Here is a 17,163-nt window from a genome sequence, read left to right as displayed (position 1 = left end):
CGTGCCGCCGCCGGTCAAGCGCTTGCAAAGTGCTGTGTGGCCTGGCAATACCACGCAATGCCCCCCCATCAGAACCACGGAGAGCGAACTCCATGTCAGATCGGATGAATCGCCCGATACGGGCGTTTGGCCGACTCGGCTATCGCGGAATGAGCGTCCTCACGACGGTCGTCGCCGCAATGTCCCTCATGGCCCCCCAGGCCGGCGCCACCGTCGTCGGCCCCTACCGCTACGACGGGAAGCTCTGGGAGGCCGACCCGCTGCCGGCCGTCCCGGAGGTCACCGGACGTGACGCCTCGGCCGCCGCGGCGGCCACCCCGGCCCCGGAGCCGAAGGGCAGCCGGGCGGTCGAGCAGCACCAGCCCGCCACCCCGAACTGGCCCGCCGCGGCCAGCGCCACGGTGCACCTCGACAACGGCAACGGCGGTGGCAACGGCGCGCGTTCGGCGGTCGGCCTGCCGGTGAAGCTGGCCCCCGCGGAGGGGAAGACCCCCGGCGCGGTGCGGGTGGAGACCACCGACCGCGCCAAGGCCCGGGCGGCCAACGTGGACGGCCTGCTGGTCGGGCTGACCCGGGCGGACGGCGACCCGGCCGAGGGCAAGGTCGCCGTCTCGGTCGACTACGGGGCCATCGCCCAGGCGTACGGCGGCGGTTGGGCCTCCCGGCTGCACCTGGTGCAGCTGCCGGCCTGCGCGCTGACCACGCCCGAACTGGCGCGGTGCCGCACCCAGACCCCGCTGCCGACCACCAACGACCCGGTCACCCGGCAGCTGACCGCGACCGTCGCCGTGGCGGGTGACGCCCCGTCGGACGGCGCCGCCGTCAAGGCGGCTGACACCGCGTCGGACGGCACCGCCGTCCAGGCGCTCAGCACCCGGACCGGCGGCACCGCCGTCCAGGCGCTGAGCACCCAGCTGACGGCCGTCAGCGGCGGGGCCGCCACCACGGCGGTGGCCGCGGTCGCGGGCGCCAGCGGTTCGCAGGGCGACTACGGGGCGACCCCGCTGTCGGCCTCCGGCGCCTGGTCCTCCTCGGCCTCCGGCTCGTTCACCTACAACTACCCGATCCAGGCGCCCGCTTCGCTGGGCGGCAGCGCGCCGTCGGTGGCGCTGTCCTACGACTCGCAGTCGGTGGACGGCGAGACCTCGGCCCGCAACTCGCAGGCGTCCTGGATCGGCGACGGCTGGAGCTACAGCCCCGGCTACATCGAGCGGTCCTACAAGTCCTGCGCCAACGCGGGCATCGAGGGCTCCGGCGACATGTGCTGGTCGGGCTGGAACGCCACGCTCGCGCTCGGCTCGCACAACGGGCAGCTGATCCGCGACAGCAGCGGCGCCTACCACCTGCAGAGCGACGACGGCACCAGGATCGAGCGGTTGACCGGCGCCTCGAACGGCCTGTGGGACGGCGAGTACTTCAAGGTCACCACCACCGACGGCACCCAGTACTACCTGGGCCTCAACCACGCGCCCGGCACCACCTCCGACGCCGCGACCAACAGCGCCTGGGGCGAGCCGGTCTACATGCCCAAGGCGGGCGACCCCTGCTACAGCGCGAGCGCGGGCAAGGCGTCGCAGTGCGCGGCGCAGCCCGGCTGGCGGTTCAACCTCGACTTCGTCGTCGACCCGCACGGCAACCTGCAGCGCTACGACTGGGCGAACGAGGCCAACTGGTACAACGCGGGCAACGGCCAGTCCAACGGCGCCGGCGGCAAGATGACCGCCTACACCCGCGGCGGCTACCTGACCCGGATCTCCTACGGCTACCAGCTGGCCGACGCCAAGGCCGGCCGCGAACCGGCGGCCGAGGTGGTCTTCGACACCGCCCAGCGCTGCACCGTCTCGGACACCACCTGCCAGTACGCCAACCTCAACGCGACCACCGCGCCGAACTGGCCGGACACCCCGTACGACCTCAACTGCACCAGCACGATGGCCACCACCGGCAGCGGCAGCAACGTCTGCCGGGCCAGCAGCCCGTCCTTCTGGTCCACCTACCGGCTGAAGAGCGTCACCACCAAGGTGCGGGCCGCCGGCGGCTGGCAGGACGTCGACTCCTGGGCGCTGACCCAGCTGTTCTCGGACGCCGGCGGCACCGTCGACCCGGTCACCGGCAAGACCGAGGACCCGCAGCAGGCGGGCGCGCTCCAGTCGGTGATGTGGCTCTCGCAGATCCAGCACACCGGCCTGGACACCTCGGCGGGCGGCTCCGGCGCCGTCACGCTGGACCCGACCACCTTCACCGGCATCGAGATGGACAACCGGGTCGACGGCCTCACCCCGGCCGCCCCGCCGCTCTACCACCCGCGGATCTCCGGCGTGCGGACCGAGAGCGGCGAGTCGATCGCCGTCACCTACCGCGAGCCCGAGTGCTCGCGGGTGAACAACCACATGCCGGCCTCCCCGGACTCCGACACCATGGCCTGCTACAACGTCAGTTGGAGCATCCCGGGCGCCGTCGAGCCGATCAGCGACTGGTTCCACAAGGCGCTGGTGGCCCAGATCTCGGACAGCGACGCGACCAAGGCCAACTCGCCCGCCCGGATCACCACGTACACCTACTCCGGCGGCGCGGCCTGGCACCGCAACGACTCCGAGGCGGTGAACGACCAGTACCGCACCTGGGACCAGTACCGCGGCTACCGCACCATCACCACCACGACCGGCAGCGCCCCGGACCCGGTCACCCAGACCGTGACCCACTACCTCCAGGGCATGGACGGCGACTACAAGGCCGACGGGACCAAGCGCTCCGTCAGCCTGACCAACAGCCTCGGCGAGGCCACCACCGACAGCAACTGGCTGGCCGGCACCGCCCAGGAGACCGACACCTACGACCGGGCCGGCGGCACCGTCATCGCCAAGAAGCTGACCGCCGCGCCGACCTACACGACGGTGGCCAGCAGCCCGCAGACCGCCTGGACCTCCAAGACCCCGGCGCCCGCGAAGCTCTCCACCCTGCCGGACCTGACGGCCCGCCGGATCCAGAACGCCTCCGAGCGCAAGCAGGAGCTGCTCGCGGACGGCACGACCTGGCGCACCACCCGGATCGACGCCCGCTACGACAGCCTCGGCCGACTCGTCGAGTCGGACAACAAGGGCGACCTGAGCGTGCCCTCCCAGGAGGTCTGCACCACCAGCAGCTACGCCACCCCGCCGGCGTCCAACCCGATGATGCTCGCCTACCAGAGCGAGGCGATCAGCATCGCGGGCCCCTGCGGCACGCCCGCCTCCGCGAGCACCACGGTCAGCGACGACCGGACCTACTACGACGGTGACGGCACCCTGACCGGCCTCCCCGCCCTGGGGCAGCTGGGCAGCACCGGCAACATCACCGCCAAGCAGTCCGTCACGTCCTACGACGCGGCGGGCGCCGCGGTCTTCCAGACCGACAGCGCCACCAGCTACGACCAGTACGGCCGGGTCACCAAGGTGCTGGACGCCGCGGGTGCGGCCACCAGCACCGGCTACAGCCCGTCCACCGGCACCCAGCCGACCACGGTGACCAACACCAACCCGCTGGGCTGGGCCACCACCAGCACCCTGGCCCCCGGCCGCAGCCTGCCCACCGGCGTGGCCGACCAGAACGGTCGCAGCACCGCGCTGACCTACGACGCCCTGGGCCGCCGCACCGCGGTCTGGTTCCCCGGCCGTTCGAAGGCCACCCAGAGCGCCGACCGCCTGTTCAGCTACTCGGTCAAGGGCGCCGACACCCCGAACCCGCCCAGCGTCACCACCCAGACCCTGCGCGAGGACGGCAGCTACGGCGTCGAGGTGGCCATCTACGACGGCTTCCTGAACCAGCGCCAGGCCCAGACCACCACCGCCGACAACTCGGCCGGCCGACTGGTCACCTCCACCCGGTACGACAGCCACGGCTGGGCGAGCATCACGGTGCCCACCTACGCCGACCCGACCACCGCACCCGGCAGCACCCTGTTCGTGGAGACGGAGAACACCCTCCCGGCGGAGACCGTCACCGCCTACGACGGCACCGGACGCCCGGTCAGCAGCACCTCCTACAGCAAGGCCCACCAGCTCTGGCGGACCACCACCGCGTACCCCGGGGCCGACCGGACCGACACCACGCCGCCGGCCGGTGCCGCTCCGACCTCGACCCGCACCGACGCGTCCGGCCGGACCACCGCCAAGGTGACGCACGGCGGCGACGGCATCGGCGACGTGACGACCAGCTACGGCTACGACCCGGCGGGCCGGCTCACCTCGGTCAAGGACACCCAGGGCAACACCTGGTCCTACACGTACGACCTGCGGGGCCGGAAGACCTCGCAGACCGACCCGGACTCCGGCACCTCGACCACCGGCTACGACCTGCTGGGCCGCACCGCGACCAGCACCGACGGCCGCGGCCAGGTGCTCTCGTACAGCTACGACCAGCTCGGCCGCAAGACCGGTGAGTACGACGGCGGCAGCACCACCGACAGCAGCAAGCTGCTGGCCTCGTGGAGCTACGACACCCTCGTCAAGGGCTACCTGACCTCGGCCACCCGGTACGACGGCGGCAACGCCTACACCACCGCGATCACCGGCTACACCACCTCCTACCAGCCGACCGGGACCACCGTCACGATCCCCACCGCCGAGGGCAAGCTGGCCGGCAGCTACACCCTGGGGGCGGACTACACGGCCGTCACCGGCCTGCTCGCGCACAGCAACTTCGGCGCGGACGGCGGCCTGGCCGCCGAGTCGGTCGGCTACGGTTACAACCTGCAGGGCGGGCTGGTCAGTTCGGGCTCCGGACGGTTCACCCACTACCTGGACATCGCCAACTACAGCCCGCTGGGCCAGGTCGTGCAGTCCACCTACGGCGACGCGGGCAAGCAGTTCCGCACCGCGCAGACCTACGACGAGGCCACCGGCCGACTGGCCACCAACCGGGTCTCGCTGGAGACCGCGCCCGACAGCCCGGCCTCGGACACCACGTACGGCTACGACCAGGCCGGCAACATCACCACCGTCAGCGAACGGCAGTCCGTCTTCGGGACCAGCCAGGTCACCGACACCCAGTGCTTCCGCTACGACGGCATGGACCGGCTGACCACCGCCTGGACCGACACCGCGGGCATCACCACTCCGACCGCCGGCCAGCTGGCCGGGTGCACCAGCACCGCGCCCGGCACCGGCACCGTCGGCGGCCCGAACCCGTACTGGCAGGACTACGGCTACAACCTGCTCGGCGACCGCACCCAGCAGGTCCAGCACGACCTGACGGGCAACACCGCCAACGACACCACCCAGACCCTGGCCTACCCGACCGACGGCAAGCAGCCCAACGCCGTCTCGACCGTCACCACCGGCAAGTCCGGCGCCACCAGCACGCTCAGCGCGCAGTACGACCCGGCCGGCCACACCACCAAGCGCACCGTCACGGGCGCCAGTCCCTCGACCCAGACCTACGGGTACGACGCCGAGGGCCGGGTCCGATCGGTGGAGGTCAAGCAGGGCAGCAGCAACGCCCAGACCTCCACGTACCTGTACGACGCCAACGGCGACCTGCTGCTCCAGCGCAACCCGGGCACCGTCACCCTCTACCTGTTCGGCGGCGCCGAGCAGCTGACCCTGACCGGCGGCAACGTCACGGCGCTGCGCTCCTACAGCAACCCGGACGGCACCCGGATCGTCCGCTCCAGCACCGGAGCGGTCACCTACCTGCCGACCAACCCGCAGCACACGGCGCAGCTCCAGGTCGACAGCGCCACCCTGAGCACCACCCGCCGGGCCTACGACCCGTACGGCAACCTCCGCGGCGCCCAGCCCGGCAGCTGGGCCGACAACCGCGGCTACCTGGGCCAGCCGGCCGACCCGACCACCGGACTCGACCTGCTCGGGGCCCGGCAGTACGACCCGACCATCGGGCGGTTCATCAGCGTCGACCCGCTCTTCGAGGCGGACGACCCGAACCAGATGGGCGGGTACGGCTACGCGTCGAGCAACCCCACCACGAAGAGCGACCCCGACGGCCTGGCCTCGATCTGCGGCCAGTACGGCAGCGCGCCCTGTTCCACCGGGCGGGGCGACACCTACCAGTACGACAACCCGATGGCCTGTGCCACCTACAACTGCTACCAACAGCTCAGCCAGCAGGTCAAGGACCTGCAGAGCAAGCAGGCCAACCTGAACTCCGAGGCGGCGCACTGCGTCAACTCCAGCTGCTACCAGCAGACCATGGCCCAGATGGGCCCGGTCACCACGGACGGGCACAGCGTCATCACCAACATGACCCGGGTCCGAGAGGAGGCGATGGCGGCACAGGCCGCCAAGGACGCCGAGGCCAAGAAGAAGCACGGCTGCGGATGGGACCTGTGGTGCCAGGCCGGCAAGGGGCTGTCGGCCGTCGGTGACGGACTCGGCAAGGGGCTGTCGGCCGTCGGCGATTTCATCGACGAGCACAGCACCGCCATCGGCCTGATCAGCCTGGGACTCGCGCTCACGGCCACCGTGCTCACCTTCGGCGCGGCCTCGCCGCTGCTGGTCGTCGCCACGGCCGGTACGTTGAACGAGGTGGTCCTCGGGCTCGGTATTGCCGTGACCGCCATCGACGCGGCGTCAGCGGCCAACGCCTGTTTCGGGAAGCAGAGGAGTACGGCCGGTTGTACTGCCGGAGTGGCAGGCGTGGTGATCGACGTGGCCGGACTCGGGGCGGGGAAGTTGTTGGCCAAGCCGCTTCAGGCGGGAATCAAATCGGTGATGCGAGTGGACAGCTACGGCGTGCGGTACTGGACGAACGCCGAGAAGGCGGTCGAGCGCACGGCGAACAAGATGATGGGAGGCGCCCTCTTCGGCGGCACCCTCGGCGTCTACTGCGGCACCGCGAGCTGGTGCAACAGTTGAGCACCCGTCGTACCCGCCGTCCCGCGACCGCCGGTTGGCGGCCGCGGGGCGGCGGCCCCCCGACCCTGCGGCTGCGCCGGCCGCCGCACCGGGCGCTGCTGCGCGCGTTGCTCGGCCGGCCGCTGCCGGGGCTCAACGTGTTCGTCTGGATCGGCCCGGCCAACCCGGACCTGTCCCCGCCGGTCCGGGTCACCGTGGCGGCGGCGGCGGTCCTGGTGCTGGCGCAGTCGCTCTGGTCGGAGTTCCGGACCTCGGTGGAGTTCCGGGCCGAGGAGTTGGTGGTCACCAACTCGGTCACCCGGTACACGCTCCGCCCCGAGGACGTCCGGAAGATCGGGCGCGGCGGGATCTCCTCCGGCCCGCCGGAGTTCCTGCGTCCGGGTCTGGAGGTCTACCGCGCCGACGGCCGGTCGATCCCCGTGCAGGTCAGCCTCGGCCTGTCCCGGCGAGGCCGGACCCGGCTGTGCGACACGATGCACGACTGGGCCCGGGCCAACCGGGTGGACACGGACTTCCGGGTGCTCGGCCCGGCCGGCAAGTGGTCCGACTGACCGGCGGCACCCGCCCCTCCGGCCGGGTGCCGTAACCCGCACGACCGGACACGGCTCCGCCCCGGACGCTCGCAGCGTCCGGGGCGGAGCCTTCGGTTCAGGCGGGCCCGGCCAGTTCGGCGCGCAGCACGTGCTTGGTGACCTTCCCGGACGGGGTGCGCGGCAGTCCGTCGCGCAGCACCACCTCGCGCGGGATCTTGTAGCGGGCGATCCGGGGCTCCAGCCAGGCCCGCACCCCGGCGGTGTCGAGCGCGGAGCCCGGGCGGGCGACCACGACGGCGACCACGGTCTCGCCCCAGTGCGGGTGCGGCCGGCCCACCACGGCGACGTCCAGCACGTCGGGGTGGCCGCGCAGGGCGCCCTCGACCTCCTGGGAGGCGACGTTCTCGCCGCCGGTGACGATCACGTCCTTGATCCGGTCGACCACGGTGACGAACCCGTCCGCGTCGAGGCGGCCGAGGTCGCCGGTGCGGTACCAGTCGCCCGCGAACACCTCGGCGGTGGCGGCCGGGTCGTCCAGGTAGCCGACCATCCGGGTGTCCGAGCGCAGCCAGATCTCGCCGCTCTCCCCGGCCCCGGCGTCGCCGCCGTCGGGGCGCACCACCCGCAGGTCCACGCCCGGCATGCCGCCGCGGCCGATCGCCCCGGCCTTGGCCACCTGCTCGGCGGGCGACAGCGAGGCCCCGACCGGGCCCATCTCGCTCATCCCGTACACCTGGTGGAACTGCTCGGAGCCGTACGCGGCCATCAGCCGGCGCACCGTGCCGGCGTCCAGCGGCCCGGCCCCGTAGATCCAGGCGCGCACCGAGGACAGGTCGTACGAGGCGAAGTCCGGGACGCCCTGCACCGGCGCGATCAGTGCGATCGGGGCGCCGAACAGGGCGGTGACGCGCTCGCGCTGGACGGTCTCCAGCAGGCCGCGCGGCTCGTACTCGCGCTGGAGCACGACGGTGCCGCCGAGCAGCAGGGTGCCCAGCGTCCAGTTGTTGAGCGGGGAGGCGTGCCAGATCGGCATGCAGATCAGGAAGCGCTCGTCGCGGTGCAGCGGGACGGTGGCGGCGGTGTAGGTGGCGGCCAGGGCGATGCCGCGGTGGGTGTGCACGCAGCCCTTGGGGGTGCCGGAGGTGCCCGAGGTGTAGAGGACCTGGGAGACGTCGGTGTCCGGTCCGGGCTCGCCGTACCAGGGTTCGGCGGCGGCGACCAGGGACTCGAAGGAGTCGGCGGGGCGCTGCTCCGGGGCCGCGTCGGGGTAGCTGACCAGCCAGCGGACGTCCGCCTCCGCGGCGGTGGCGCGCTCGCCGACCTCGGCGTCGACCACGGCCGACCGGGCCCCGCAGTGCGCGAGTTGGCGGGCCACCTCGGCGGTCTGCAGCTTGTGGTTGACCGGCACCAGCACCGCGCCCGCGTACCAGGCCCCGAACGCGGCGAACAGGAAGGCCGGGGTGTTGTACGTCATCACCGCGACCCGGTCGCCGGGACGCACCCCGGCCGCCCGCAGCACGGTCGCGGCGCGCCGGGCGGCCGCGCCGAACTCGCCGTACGTCCAGCGCTGTTCGCGGTAGACGACGGCCTCCTGGTCACCGGCCGAGCGAACCACGCTGTCCAACAGGGCACTGAGGTGCATCACGTTCTCCTGACGTGCCGGACCCGCGGGGGCGAGGCCACCGGGTGTCCCCGGGGGGCCTTGGCGGGAAGCTATGAATGATGGTTCACTTCTTCCATGGCCTACCGCAAGACCCCGGCCGAAATCCGCCGGCTCAGCACCGCGAAGGACCTCCTGGTGGCCCGCGCCACCGAGGTCGTCGCCGAAGTGGGCTGGTCACAGGCGTCGGTGACCGCCGTCGCCGACGCCGCCGGGATCGCCGCCGGCTCGGTCTACCAGCACTTCCCGTCCAAGGCGGCCCTCGCCGTCGAGGTGTTCCGGCGCGCCGCCGGACACGAGGTCGAGGTGCTCGGCGAAGTCCTGCACGGCCCCGGCGACCCGGTCGACCGGCTCGCCCGCGGCGTCCAGGTGTTCGCCCGCCGCGCCCTGGAGAACCGCGGCCTCGCCCACGCCCTGCTCGCCGCCCCCGCCGAACCCGCCGTCGGCGCCGAACGGCTCGCCCACCGCCGCCGCTACCGCGCCCTGTTCGCCGAAGTCGTCCGCGAGGGCGTCGCCGCCGGCGCGCTGCCCGCCCAGAACGCCGAGATCACCGCCGCCGCGCTCACCGGCGCGATCGGCGAGATCCTGGTCGACCCGCTCGGCGGGCCCGGGGGCGAGGACCTCGACGCCCTGCTCGCCGACCTCACCGCGCTGGCCCTGCGCTGCGCTGGCGCCCCCCGCAGCTGAACCCCACCCCCACCCCCTCCCGGAGGCCACCGTGCCCGCCACCCACCCCACCGCCGCCACCCACCGGGTCACCAACCAGGCGCCCCCGCTGACCGGCCACGACGTCGCCCAGGACACCGTCCTGCTGGAGGGCCTCGCCCGCGAGGGCGCCGACTGGCACCGCGAGGAACTGCACCGCCTCGGCCGGCTCGCCGGCAGCGAACAGGCCCAGCGCTGGGCCGACCAGGCCAACCGGCACGAACCCGAACTGCGCACCCACGACCGCTACGGCAACCGGATCGACGAGGTCGACTTCCACCCCGCCTACCACCGGCTGATGGACCTCTCGGTCGGCGCGGGCCTGGCCGGCGCCGCCTGGGCCGACCCCCGCCCCGGCGCCCACGTCGCCCGCGCCGCCGGCTTCATGGTCGCCACCACCCTGGAACCCGGCCACCTCTGCCCGGTCTCCATGACCTACGCCGTCGTCCCCGCGCTGCGCCACGCCCCCGAACTCGCCGCCGCCTACGAACCGCTGCTCACCAGCCGCGCCTACGACCCCGGGCTGCGCGCCCCCGCCGGCAAGCGCGGCCTGCTGGCCGGCATGGGGATGACCGAGAAGCAGGGCGGCAGCGACGTCCGCGCCAACACCACCACCGCCGCCGAACAGCCCGACGGCAGCTGGCGGCTGCGCGGCCACAAGTGGTTCACCAGCGCGCCGATGAACGACCTGTTCCTGGTCCTCGCCCAGGCGCCCGGCGGCCTGTCCTGCTTCCTGGTGCCCCGGGTGCTGCCCGACGGCGAACGCAACACCTTCCGGATCCAGCGCCTCAAGGACAAGCTCGGCAACCGCGCCAACGCCAGCAGCGAACCCGAGTTCGACGACACGGTGGCCTGGCTGGTCGGCGCCGAGGGCAAGGGCGTGCGCACCATCATCGAGATGGTCACCATGACCCGGCTCGACTGCGTCCTCGGCTCCGCCGCGGGCACCCGCGCCGCCCTCGCCCAGGCCGCCCACCACGCCCGGCACCGCACCGCCTTCGGCGCCCTGCTGATCGACCAGCCGCTGATGCGCAACGTCCTCGCCGACCTGTCGCTCGAATCCGAGGCCGCCACCACCCTCGCCCTGCGACTGGCCGGCGCCGCCGACCGCGCCCGGCACGGCGACGGCGCCGAACGCGCCTTCCTGCGGATCGCCACCGCCGTCGCCAAGTACTGGGTCTGCAAGCGCCAGCCCGCCGCCGTCGCCGAAGCCCTGGAGTGCCTCGGCGGCAACGGCTACGACGAAGCCTCCGGCCTGCCCCGGCTCTACCGGGAAGCCCCGCTCAACAGCATCTGGGAGGGCTCCGGCAACGTCACCGCCCTCGACCTGCAGCGCGCCCTGGCCCGCGAACCCGAGGCCCTGGACGCCTTCGCCGCCGAGATCGACCTCGCCGCGGGCGCCGACACCCGGCTCGACGCCGCCTGGCGCGACCTGCGCGCCGAGCTGCGCCCCACCGAGGACGCCCAGCTGCGCGCCCGCCGGGTGATCGAACGCGCCGCGCTGGTGCTCCAGGGCGCCCTGCTGGTCCGGCACGCCCCCGCCGCCGTCGCCGACGCCTTCTGCGGCTCCCGGCTGGCCGGCGACCGCGGCCTGGCCTTCGGCACCCTGGCGCCGGACACCGACCTCACCGCACTGCTCGACCGCCTGCCGGGGGCGTGAGGGAGCCGCCGGCGAGCGCCGGTCGGAGCCGGTAGACCCGGGCCGCGGTGCCGCCGAACACGGCGCCGCGCTCGGGGCCGGACAGCTGCCCGGTGAGCTCCTCGGCCGCCGCCACCACCTCGGCGTAGTCGGCGGCCAGCAGGCACACCGGCCAGTCCGAGCCGAACAGCAGCCGCTCCGGGCCGAAGCACTCCAGGGCGGTCTCCGCGCACGGCCGCAGGTCCGCGACCGTCCAGCCGCCCGGGTCCGCCTCGGTGACCAGGCCGGAGAGCTTGCCGCAGGTGTTGGGCCGGGCCGCGAAGGCGCGCAGCGCCCCAGCCCACGGCTCCAGGTCGCCGCCGGCGATCGGCGGCTTGCCCAGGTGGTCCAGGACGAAGGTGAGCTGCGGCAGCCGGTCGGCGGCCCCGGTGGCGGCGGGCAGCTGGTGCGGCCGGACCACCAGGTCGTGGGCGAGGCCCGCGTCGGCGACCGCCGCCAGCCCGCGCAGCACGTCCGGCCGCAGCAGCCACTCCGGGTCGGGCTCCAGCTGCACCTGGTGGCGGACGCCCACCAGCCTTTCGCCGCCCGGGAGTTCGCGCAGGGCGGCGAGCGCGTCGGCCACGCCCGGGGAGGTCAGGTCCACCCAGCCGACCACGCCCCGCACCAGCGGGTCGGCCGCGGCGGCGGCCAGCAGTTCGGGCGTCTCGCCGGCCTCGGTGACGGTCTGCACCAGCACCGTCCCGGCCATCCCGGCCGCCCGGGCCTGCGGGCCCAGCTCGTCGAGGGTGAACGCCCTTCGCAGCGGGGCGAGTCCGGGTTCCTCCAGCCAGTCGTGGGCGCGGGCGGCCGGGTCCCACAGGTGGTGGTGGGCGTCGATCCGGGGCGGGCCGCCGGGGGAGGGGAGTGCGGGGCTCATGGTGGACTCCCGGTCGGGGTGGGCGTCAACTGCCGTGCCGGTCAGTGCTGTCGGGCGCCGGAGGACGGCGGGGCGAGCGCGGCGCCCGCGTCGCCCAGGGTGTCGCGCAGCCACTGCTCGACCCCGCAGACGTGCGCCAGGGCCAGCGCCCGGGCCAGGTCGGCGTCCCGGTGGGCGAGCGCGGAGTGGATCGCCCGGTGCTGCTCGCGGGTGCGGGCGGCGGCGCCCTCCTCGGTCAGGCCGCGCCAGATCCGGGCCCGGGTGGTGGGCGCGGAGATCCCGTCCAGCAGCGAGACCAGCACGGGATTGCCGGAGCCGGCGGCGATCAGCCGGTGGAACTCCAGGTCGTTGGCCAGGAGTTCGTCCAGCGAGGCGTCGTCGGGCAGCGCGGCGAGCAGCTCGCCGAGCGCGCCCACCTGCTGCTCGGTCATCGCCCGGGCGGCCAGTGCGGTGGCCTCGGGTTCGAGGATCCGGCGCACCTGGAGGAAGTGCAGGACGGTGTCGTCGCGGTGGAAGTCGACCACGAACGCGAGGGTGTCCAGCAGGAGTTCGGGCTCCAGGCTGGTGACGTAGGTGCCGTCGCCCTGGCGGACGTCCAGCACCCGGATCAGCGACAGCGCCTTGACCGCCTCGCGCAGCGAGTTGCGGGACAGGCCCAGGCGCTCGGCCAGGTCGGCCTCCTTGGGCAGCTTGGCACCGGGGGCGAGTTCGCCGCCGAGGATCATCTCCTTGATCCGCACGATGGCCTCGTCGGTGACTGGCACGGGTCCGCAGCTCCTCGGGGTGATCGGATCTCTCAGGATAGTCAGGCGCCCGCAGGCGGCGCGGGGGCCGACGCGCCCGGGGCCGGAGCGCCGGGGGGCGGCGCGCCCGGGTCCGGATCGCCCAGGGGCGGCGCGGTCGCGGGCAGCAGTCCGCGCTCGGTGAGCTCCGCCCACAGCGCGGCGGGGACGGGGCGGCGCAGCATCTCCGCGGCGTCGCGGGCCTGTTCGGGGCTGCGCACGCCGACCAGCACGGTGGCCACGGCCGGGTGCGCGGCCGCGAACCGCAGGGCGGCGGCGCGCAGCGGCACGCCGTGGCGGGCGCAGACCTCCTGGAGGGCGAGGGCGCGGGCGAGGAGTGCGGGCGGGGCGGCGGCGTAGTCGTAGGGGGCGCCGGGCTTCGGGTCGGCCAGCAGGCCGGAGTTGAAGACGCCCGCGTTGATCACCGAGACGCCGCGCGCGCGGGCCAGCGGCAGCAGTTCGTCCAGCCCGCTCTGGTCGAGCAGGGTGTGGCGCCCGGCCAGCAGGACGGCGTCGAGGTCGGTGTCGCGGACGAACCGGGCGGGCACGGCGGTCTGGTTCATGCCGATGCCGATGGCGCCGATCACGCCCTCGGCGCGCAGCCGTTCCAGCGCCGGGTACGCCTGGTCGAGGGCCTGGTCGGCGTGGTCGTCGGGGTCGTGCAGGTGGACGAGGTCGATCCGGTCGGTGCCCAGCCGCTCCAGGCTGGCTTCGAGCGAGCGGCGGACCCCGTCGGCGGTGAAGTCCCAGACCCGGCGGTGAGTTGCGGGAACGGCGAACTCGCCGTCGCCGCCCGGGCGTTCGTCCGGGACGAGCAGGCGGCCGACCTTGGTGGCGAGGGTGTAGGCGTCGCGCGGGTACCGGCGCAGCGCGGCGCCGAGGCGGCGTTCGGACAGGCCGAGGCCGTAGTGCGGCGCGGTGTCGAAGTGGCGGTAGCCGTCGGCGAAGGCGGCGTGGACGGTCGCCTCGGCCTGCGCGTCGGGCACGGCGGTGTACAGGTTGCCGATGCCCGCCGCGCCGAACGACAGCGCGCTGACCGGGACCCGGGAGCGGCCGAGCAGGCGGGTCACGGCGCGGGCACCGGGCGCAGCCGCAGGCCGTGCATGCCGCCGTCGACGGCGAGCGCGGTGCCGGTGGTGGAGGCGGCGGCCGGGGAGGCCAGGTGGGCGATGGCGGCGGCCACCTCCTCGGCGGAGACCAGGCGCCCGGTGGGCTGGCGGGCGCTGAGCGCGGCGCGCTCGGCGGCCGGGTCGTCGGCGGCGTCCAGCAGGCGGCCGACCCAGGGGGTGTCCACCGTGCCGGGGTTGACGCAGTTGACCCGGATGCCCTCGCGGACGTGGTCGGCGGCCATGGCGAGGGTGAGGGAGAGCACCGCGCCCTTGCTGGCCGAGTACAGGGCGCGCTGCGGCAGCCCGGCGGTGGCGGCGATCGAGCAGGTGTTGACGATCGCCGCGGTCGCTCCCGGACGGGACAGCGCGGAGCGGCGCAGGTGGGGGAGGGCGGCGCGGGTGGTGCGGACCACGCCGAGCACGTTGACGTCCAGCACCCGGTGCCACTGCGCGTCGTCGTTGTCGGCGACCGTGCCGGCCGCGCCGATCCCGGCGTTGTTGACCAGCAGGTCGATCCCGCCGAGCGCCTCGGCGGCCGCCGCGACGGCCGTCCGCACCGAGTCGTCGTCGGCCACGTCGGCGGTGAACCCCCTGAGCGGGGGCGGGAGTTCGCCGGGGTCGAGGTCGAGGACGGCGACCTCGGCGCCGCGTTCGGCGAGCAGCCGGGCGGTGGCCAGTCCGATGCCGGAGGCGCCGCCGGTGACGACCGCGCGCAGGCCCTGGAGGTCGTTCACGTGCCCAACTCCTTCGCCCAGTAGGTGCCGTGGGGGTAGCGGTAGGTGTCGATCGAGGACCGGTGCATCGCGGCGGAGAAGCCGGGCGCGGTGGGCGCCGCGTAGCGGCCGTCCGTGATCACCACCGGGTCGGTGAAGTGCTGGTGCAGGTGGTCGACGTACTCGATCGAGCGGTCCTCGACCGTTCCCGACAGCGCGACGTAGTCGAACATCGAGAGGTGCCGGACGAGTTCGCACAGGCCGACGCCGCCCGCGTGCGGGCAGACCGGGACGCCGAACTCGGCGGCCAGCAGCAGGATCGCCAGGTTCTCGTTGACGCCGCCGACCCGGACCGCGTCCAGCTGCAGCACGTCGACCGCCCCGGCCTGGAGCAGCTGCTTGAACACGATCCGGTTCTGCACGTGCTCGCCGGTGGCGACCTTCACCGGCGCGACCGCCCGGCGCACCGCGGCGTGGCCGAGCACGTCGTCCGGGCTGGTGGGCTCCTCGATCCAGTACGGGTCGAACCCGGCCAGCGCGTTGGTCCACTCGACGGCCTCGGCCACGTCCCAGCGCTGGTTGGCGTCGATCGCGATCCGCACGTCCGGGCCGACGGCCGCCCGGGCCGTGCGCAGCCGGCGGACGTCGTCGGCGAGGTCGGCGCCGACCTTCAGCTTGATCTGGGTGAAGCCGTCCGCGACGGCCTGCCGCGCCAGCCGGGTCAGCTTCGCGTCGTCGTAGCCGAGCCAGCCCGGCGAAGTGGTGTACGCCGGGTACCCGCTGCGCAGCAGCGCGGCGGTGCGCTCGGCGGCGCCCGCGCGGCCCCGGCGCAGCAGCTCCAGCGCCCGCTCGGGGGTGAGCGCGTCGGTCAGGTAGCGGAAGTCGACCTGGGCGACCAGCCACTCGGGCTCGGCCTCGGCCAGCAGCCGCCACAGCGGCAGGCCCGCGCGCTTGGCCGCCAAGTCCCAGACCGCGTTCAGCACGGCGCCGATCGCCATGTGCATCACGCCCTTCTCCGGCCCCAACCAGCGCAGTTGGCTGTCACCGACCAGCGCCCGGGAGAGCGCGCCCGGGTCGGCGCACAGCTCGGCGACCGGCCGGCCGACCACGTGCTCGCGCAGCGCGTCGAGCGCCGCCACCTGCACCTCGTTGCCGCGGCCGATGGTGAAGACGAACCCGTGCCCCTCCAGCCCGTCCCCGGCGTCGGTGCGCAGCACCAGGTACGCGGCCGAGTAGTCCGGGTCCGGGTTCATCGCGTCCGAGCCGTCCAGCTCGCGCGAGGTCGGGAAGCGCACGTCGTGGGTGTCGAGCGCGGTGATCCGCGCCCCGGCGGCGCTCACGCGCTCGTCCACGTGCTCGTCCACGCGGCCGCTCGCGCGCTCGTCCACGCGGCCGCTCACGCGTCGACGAAGGTCTGGCGCTGGGTGCCCAGGCCGTCCACGGACAGCTCGACCACGTCGCCCGCCCGCAGGTACGGCTGGTCGCTCCGGCCGAGCGCGACCCCGGCCGGGGTGCCGGTGTTGATCACGTCGCCCGGGTTGAGCACCATGTACTGGCTCAGGTACCAGACCAGGTACGCGACGTCGAAGACCATCTCCTTGGTGTCGCCGTCCTGCCGCGCCTCCCCGTTGACCGACAGCCGCATGCCGAGCGCCTGCGGGTCGCCGACCTCGTCCGGCGTCACCAGCCAGGGGCCCAGCGGGTTGAAGGTCTCGCAGGACTTGCCGAGGTCCCACTGCGCGGAGAACTCCAGCTGGAACTCCCGCTCCGAGACGTCGTTGCTGACCGCGTACCCGGCCACGCAGGCCGCCGCCTGCTCGGGCGACTCCAGGTAGCGGGCCCGCCGCCCGATCACCACGGCCAGCTCCACCTCCCAGTCGGTCTTCACCGAACCGCGCGGGATCAGCACCTCGTCGTACGGGCCCACCACGGTGGCCGGGTCCTTCATGAACACCACCGGACGGGTCGGGATCGCCGCGCCGGTCTCCGCCGCGTGGTCGCGGTAGTTGAGGCCGACGCAGACCACCTTCCCCGGCCGCGCCACCGGCGCCCCGACCCGCACCCCCTCGGCGTCCAGCACCGGCAGTTCCCCCGCCGCCAGCGCCGCCCGCACCCGCTCGACCCCGCCGCCGGCCAGGAACGCCCCGTCGACGTCCCCGGTCAGCCCGGTCAGCGAGCGCACGCTCCCGTCCTCGGCAAGCACCGCGGGCGTTTCCTCGCCGGGCGCACCGACGCGCAGCAGCTTCATGGGTTCC

At 74.1% G+C, this 17,163-nt stretch carries 11 protein-coding genes; 4 read left to right on the top strand and 7 right to left on the bottom strand.

All coding sequences use genetic code 11. The features are described 5' to 3' along the window. The first annotated feature begins 188 nt into the window (after positions 1-188). Positions 189-6,851, top strand: a complete 6,663-nt coding sequence (locus tag ABD345_RS10165; protein WP_344551627.1) for an RHS repeat domain-containing protein — start codon at positions 189-191, stop codon at positions 6,849-6,851. Further along, entirely contained in the window at positions 6,848-7,402 is a 555-nt protein-coding gene (locus ABD345_RS10160; protein WP_344551626.1) for a hypothetical protein, read from the top strand. The genes ABD345_RS10165 and ABD345_RS10160 overlap by 4 nt, the downstream gene beginning before the upstream one ends. Before the next feature lie 97 nt (positions 7,403-7,499). Here ABD345_RS10160 and ABD345_RS10155 read toward each other — a convergent pair whose 3' ends face one another. Continuing rightward, on the bottom strand, positions 7,500-9,026 hold the full coding sequence (locus ABD345_RS10155; RefSeq protein ID WP_344551625.1) for a class I adenylate-forming enzyme family protein: 1,527 nt from the start codon (positions 9,024-9,026) through the stop codon (positions 7,500-7,502). Positions 9,027-9,122: 96 nt separating this feature from the next. Between ABD345_RS10155 and ABD345_RS10150 the strand changes: the two genes are divergently transcribed. After that, positions 9,123-9,731, top strand: a complete 609-nt coding sequence (locus ABD345_RS10150) for a TetR/AcrR family transcriptional regulator (protein WP_344551624.1) — start codon at positions 9,123-9,125, stop codon at positions 9,729-9,731. 31 nt (positions 9,732-9,762) lie between these two features. Next, positions 9,763-11,409: an acyl-CoA dehydrogenase family protein gene (locus ABD345_RS10145; RefSeq protein WP_344551623.1), complete on the top strand. Its 1,647-nt coding sequence runs from the start codon at positions 9,763-9,765 to the stop codon at positions 11,407-11,409. On the opposite strand, the gene ABD345_RS10140 is transcribed toward ABD345_RS10145, so the two are convergent. Genes ABD345_RS10140 through ABD345_RS10115 form a run of 6 tightly spaced genes read right to left on the bottom strand, consistent with a single transcriptional unit; the run spans position 11,375 to position 17,156 of the window. Next, entirely contained in the window at positions 11,375-12,304 is a 930-nt protein-coding gene (locus ABD345_RS10140) for an amidohydrolase family protein (protein ID WP_344551622.1), read from the bottom strand. The two genes, ABD345_RS10145 and ABD345_RS10140, sit on opposite strands and share 35 nt — an antisense overlap. A 41-nt stretch (positions 12,305-12,345) precedes the next feature. After that, positions 12,346-13,068: a FadR/GntR family transcriptional regulator gene (locus tag ABD345_RS10135; RefSeq protein WP_344551621.1), complete on the bottom strand. Its 723-nt coding sequence runs from the start codon at positions 13,066-13,068 to the stop codon at positions 12,346-12,348. 41 nt (positions 13,069-13,109) lie between these two features. Further along, positions 13,110-14,156: an aldo/keto reductase gene (locus ABD345_RS10130; RefSeq protein WP_344551620.1), complete on the bottom strand. Its 1,047-nt coding sequence runs from the start codon at positions 14,154-14,156 to the stop codon at positions 13,110-13,112. Continuing rightward, positions 14,153-14,929, bottom strand: a complete 777-nt coding sequence (locus tag ABD345_RS10125; RefSeq protein WP_344551619.1) for an SDR family NAD(P)-dependent oxidoreductase — start codon at positions 14,927-14,929, stop codon at positions 14,153-14,155. Before ABD345_RS10125 ends, ABD345_RS10130 begins: the two co-directional genes overlap by 4 nt. Beyond that, positions 14,926-16,248: an L-fuconate dehydratase gene (locus ABD345_RS10120; RefSeq protein ID WP_344551664.1), complete on the bottom strand. Its 1,323-nt coding sequence runs from the start codon at positions 16,246-16,248 to the stop codon at positions 14,926-14,928. The genes ABD345_RS10125 and ABD345_RS10120 overlap by 4 nt, the downstream gene beginning before the upstream one ends. Before the next feature lie 56 nt (positions 16,249-16,304). Beyond that, positions 16,305-17,156 carry a fumarylacetoacetate hydrolase family protein gene (locus ABD345_RS10115; RefSeq protein ID WP_344551618.1) on the bottom strand — a complete coding sequence of 284 codons (852 nt, stop codon included), beginning with the start codon at positions 17,154-17,156 and terminating at the stop codon, positions 16,305-16,307. Positions 17,157-17,163 lie beyond the last annotated feature (7 nt).

This window comes from Kitasatospora saccharophila (genome assembly GCF_039529925.1).
In the GTDB taxonomy this organism is placed as follows: Bacteria; Actinomycetota; Actinomycetes; order Streptomycetales; family Streptomycetaceae; genus Kitasatospora; species Kitasatospora saccharophila.
This window is presented reverse-complemented; position numbering and strand designations above follow the sequence as displayed.

Bases quoted from the DNA above. Each gene is read 5' to 3' on its own strand.
- ABD345_RS10165 (WP_344551627.1), top strand. From the start codon at position 189: ATGGCCCCCCAGGCCGGCGCCACCGTCGTCGGCCCCTACCGCTACGAC.
- ABD345_RS10155 (WP_344551625.1), bottom strand. From the start codon at position 9,026: ATGCACCTCAGTGCCCTGTTGGACAGCGTGGTTCGCTCGGCCGGTGAC.
- ABD345_RS10150 (WP_344551624.1), top strand. From the start codon at position 9,123: ATGGCCTACCGCAAGACCCCGGCCGAAATCCGCCGGCTCAGCACCGCG.
- ABD345_RS10140 (WP_344551622.1), bottom strand. From the start codon at position 12,304: ATGAGCCCCGCACTCCCCTCCCCCGGCGGCCCGCCCCGGATCGACGCC.
- ABD345_RS10115 (WP_344551618.1), bottom strand. From the start codon at position 17,156: ATGAAGCTGCTGCGCGTCGGTGCGCCCGGCGAGGAAACGCCCGCGGTG.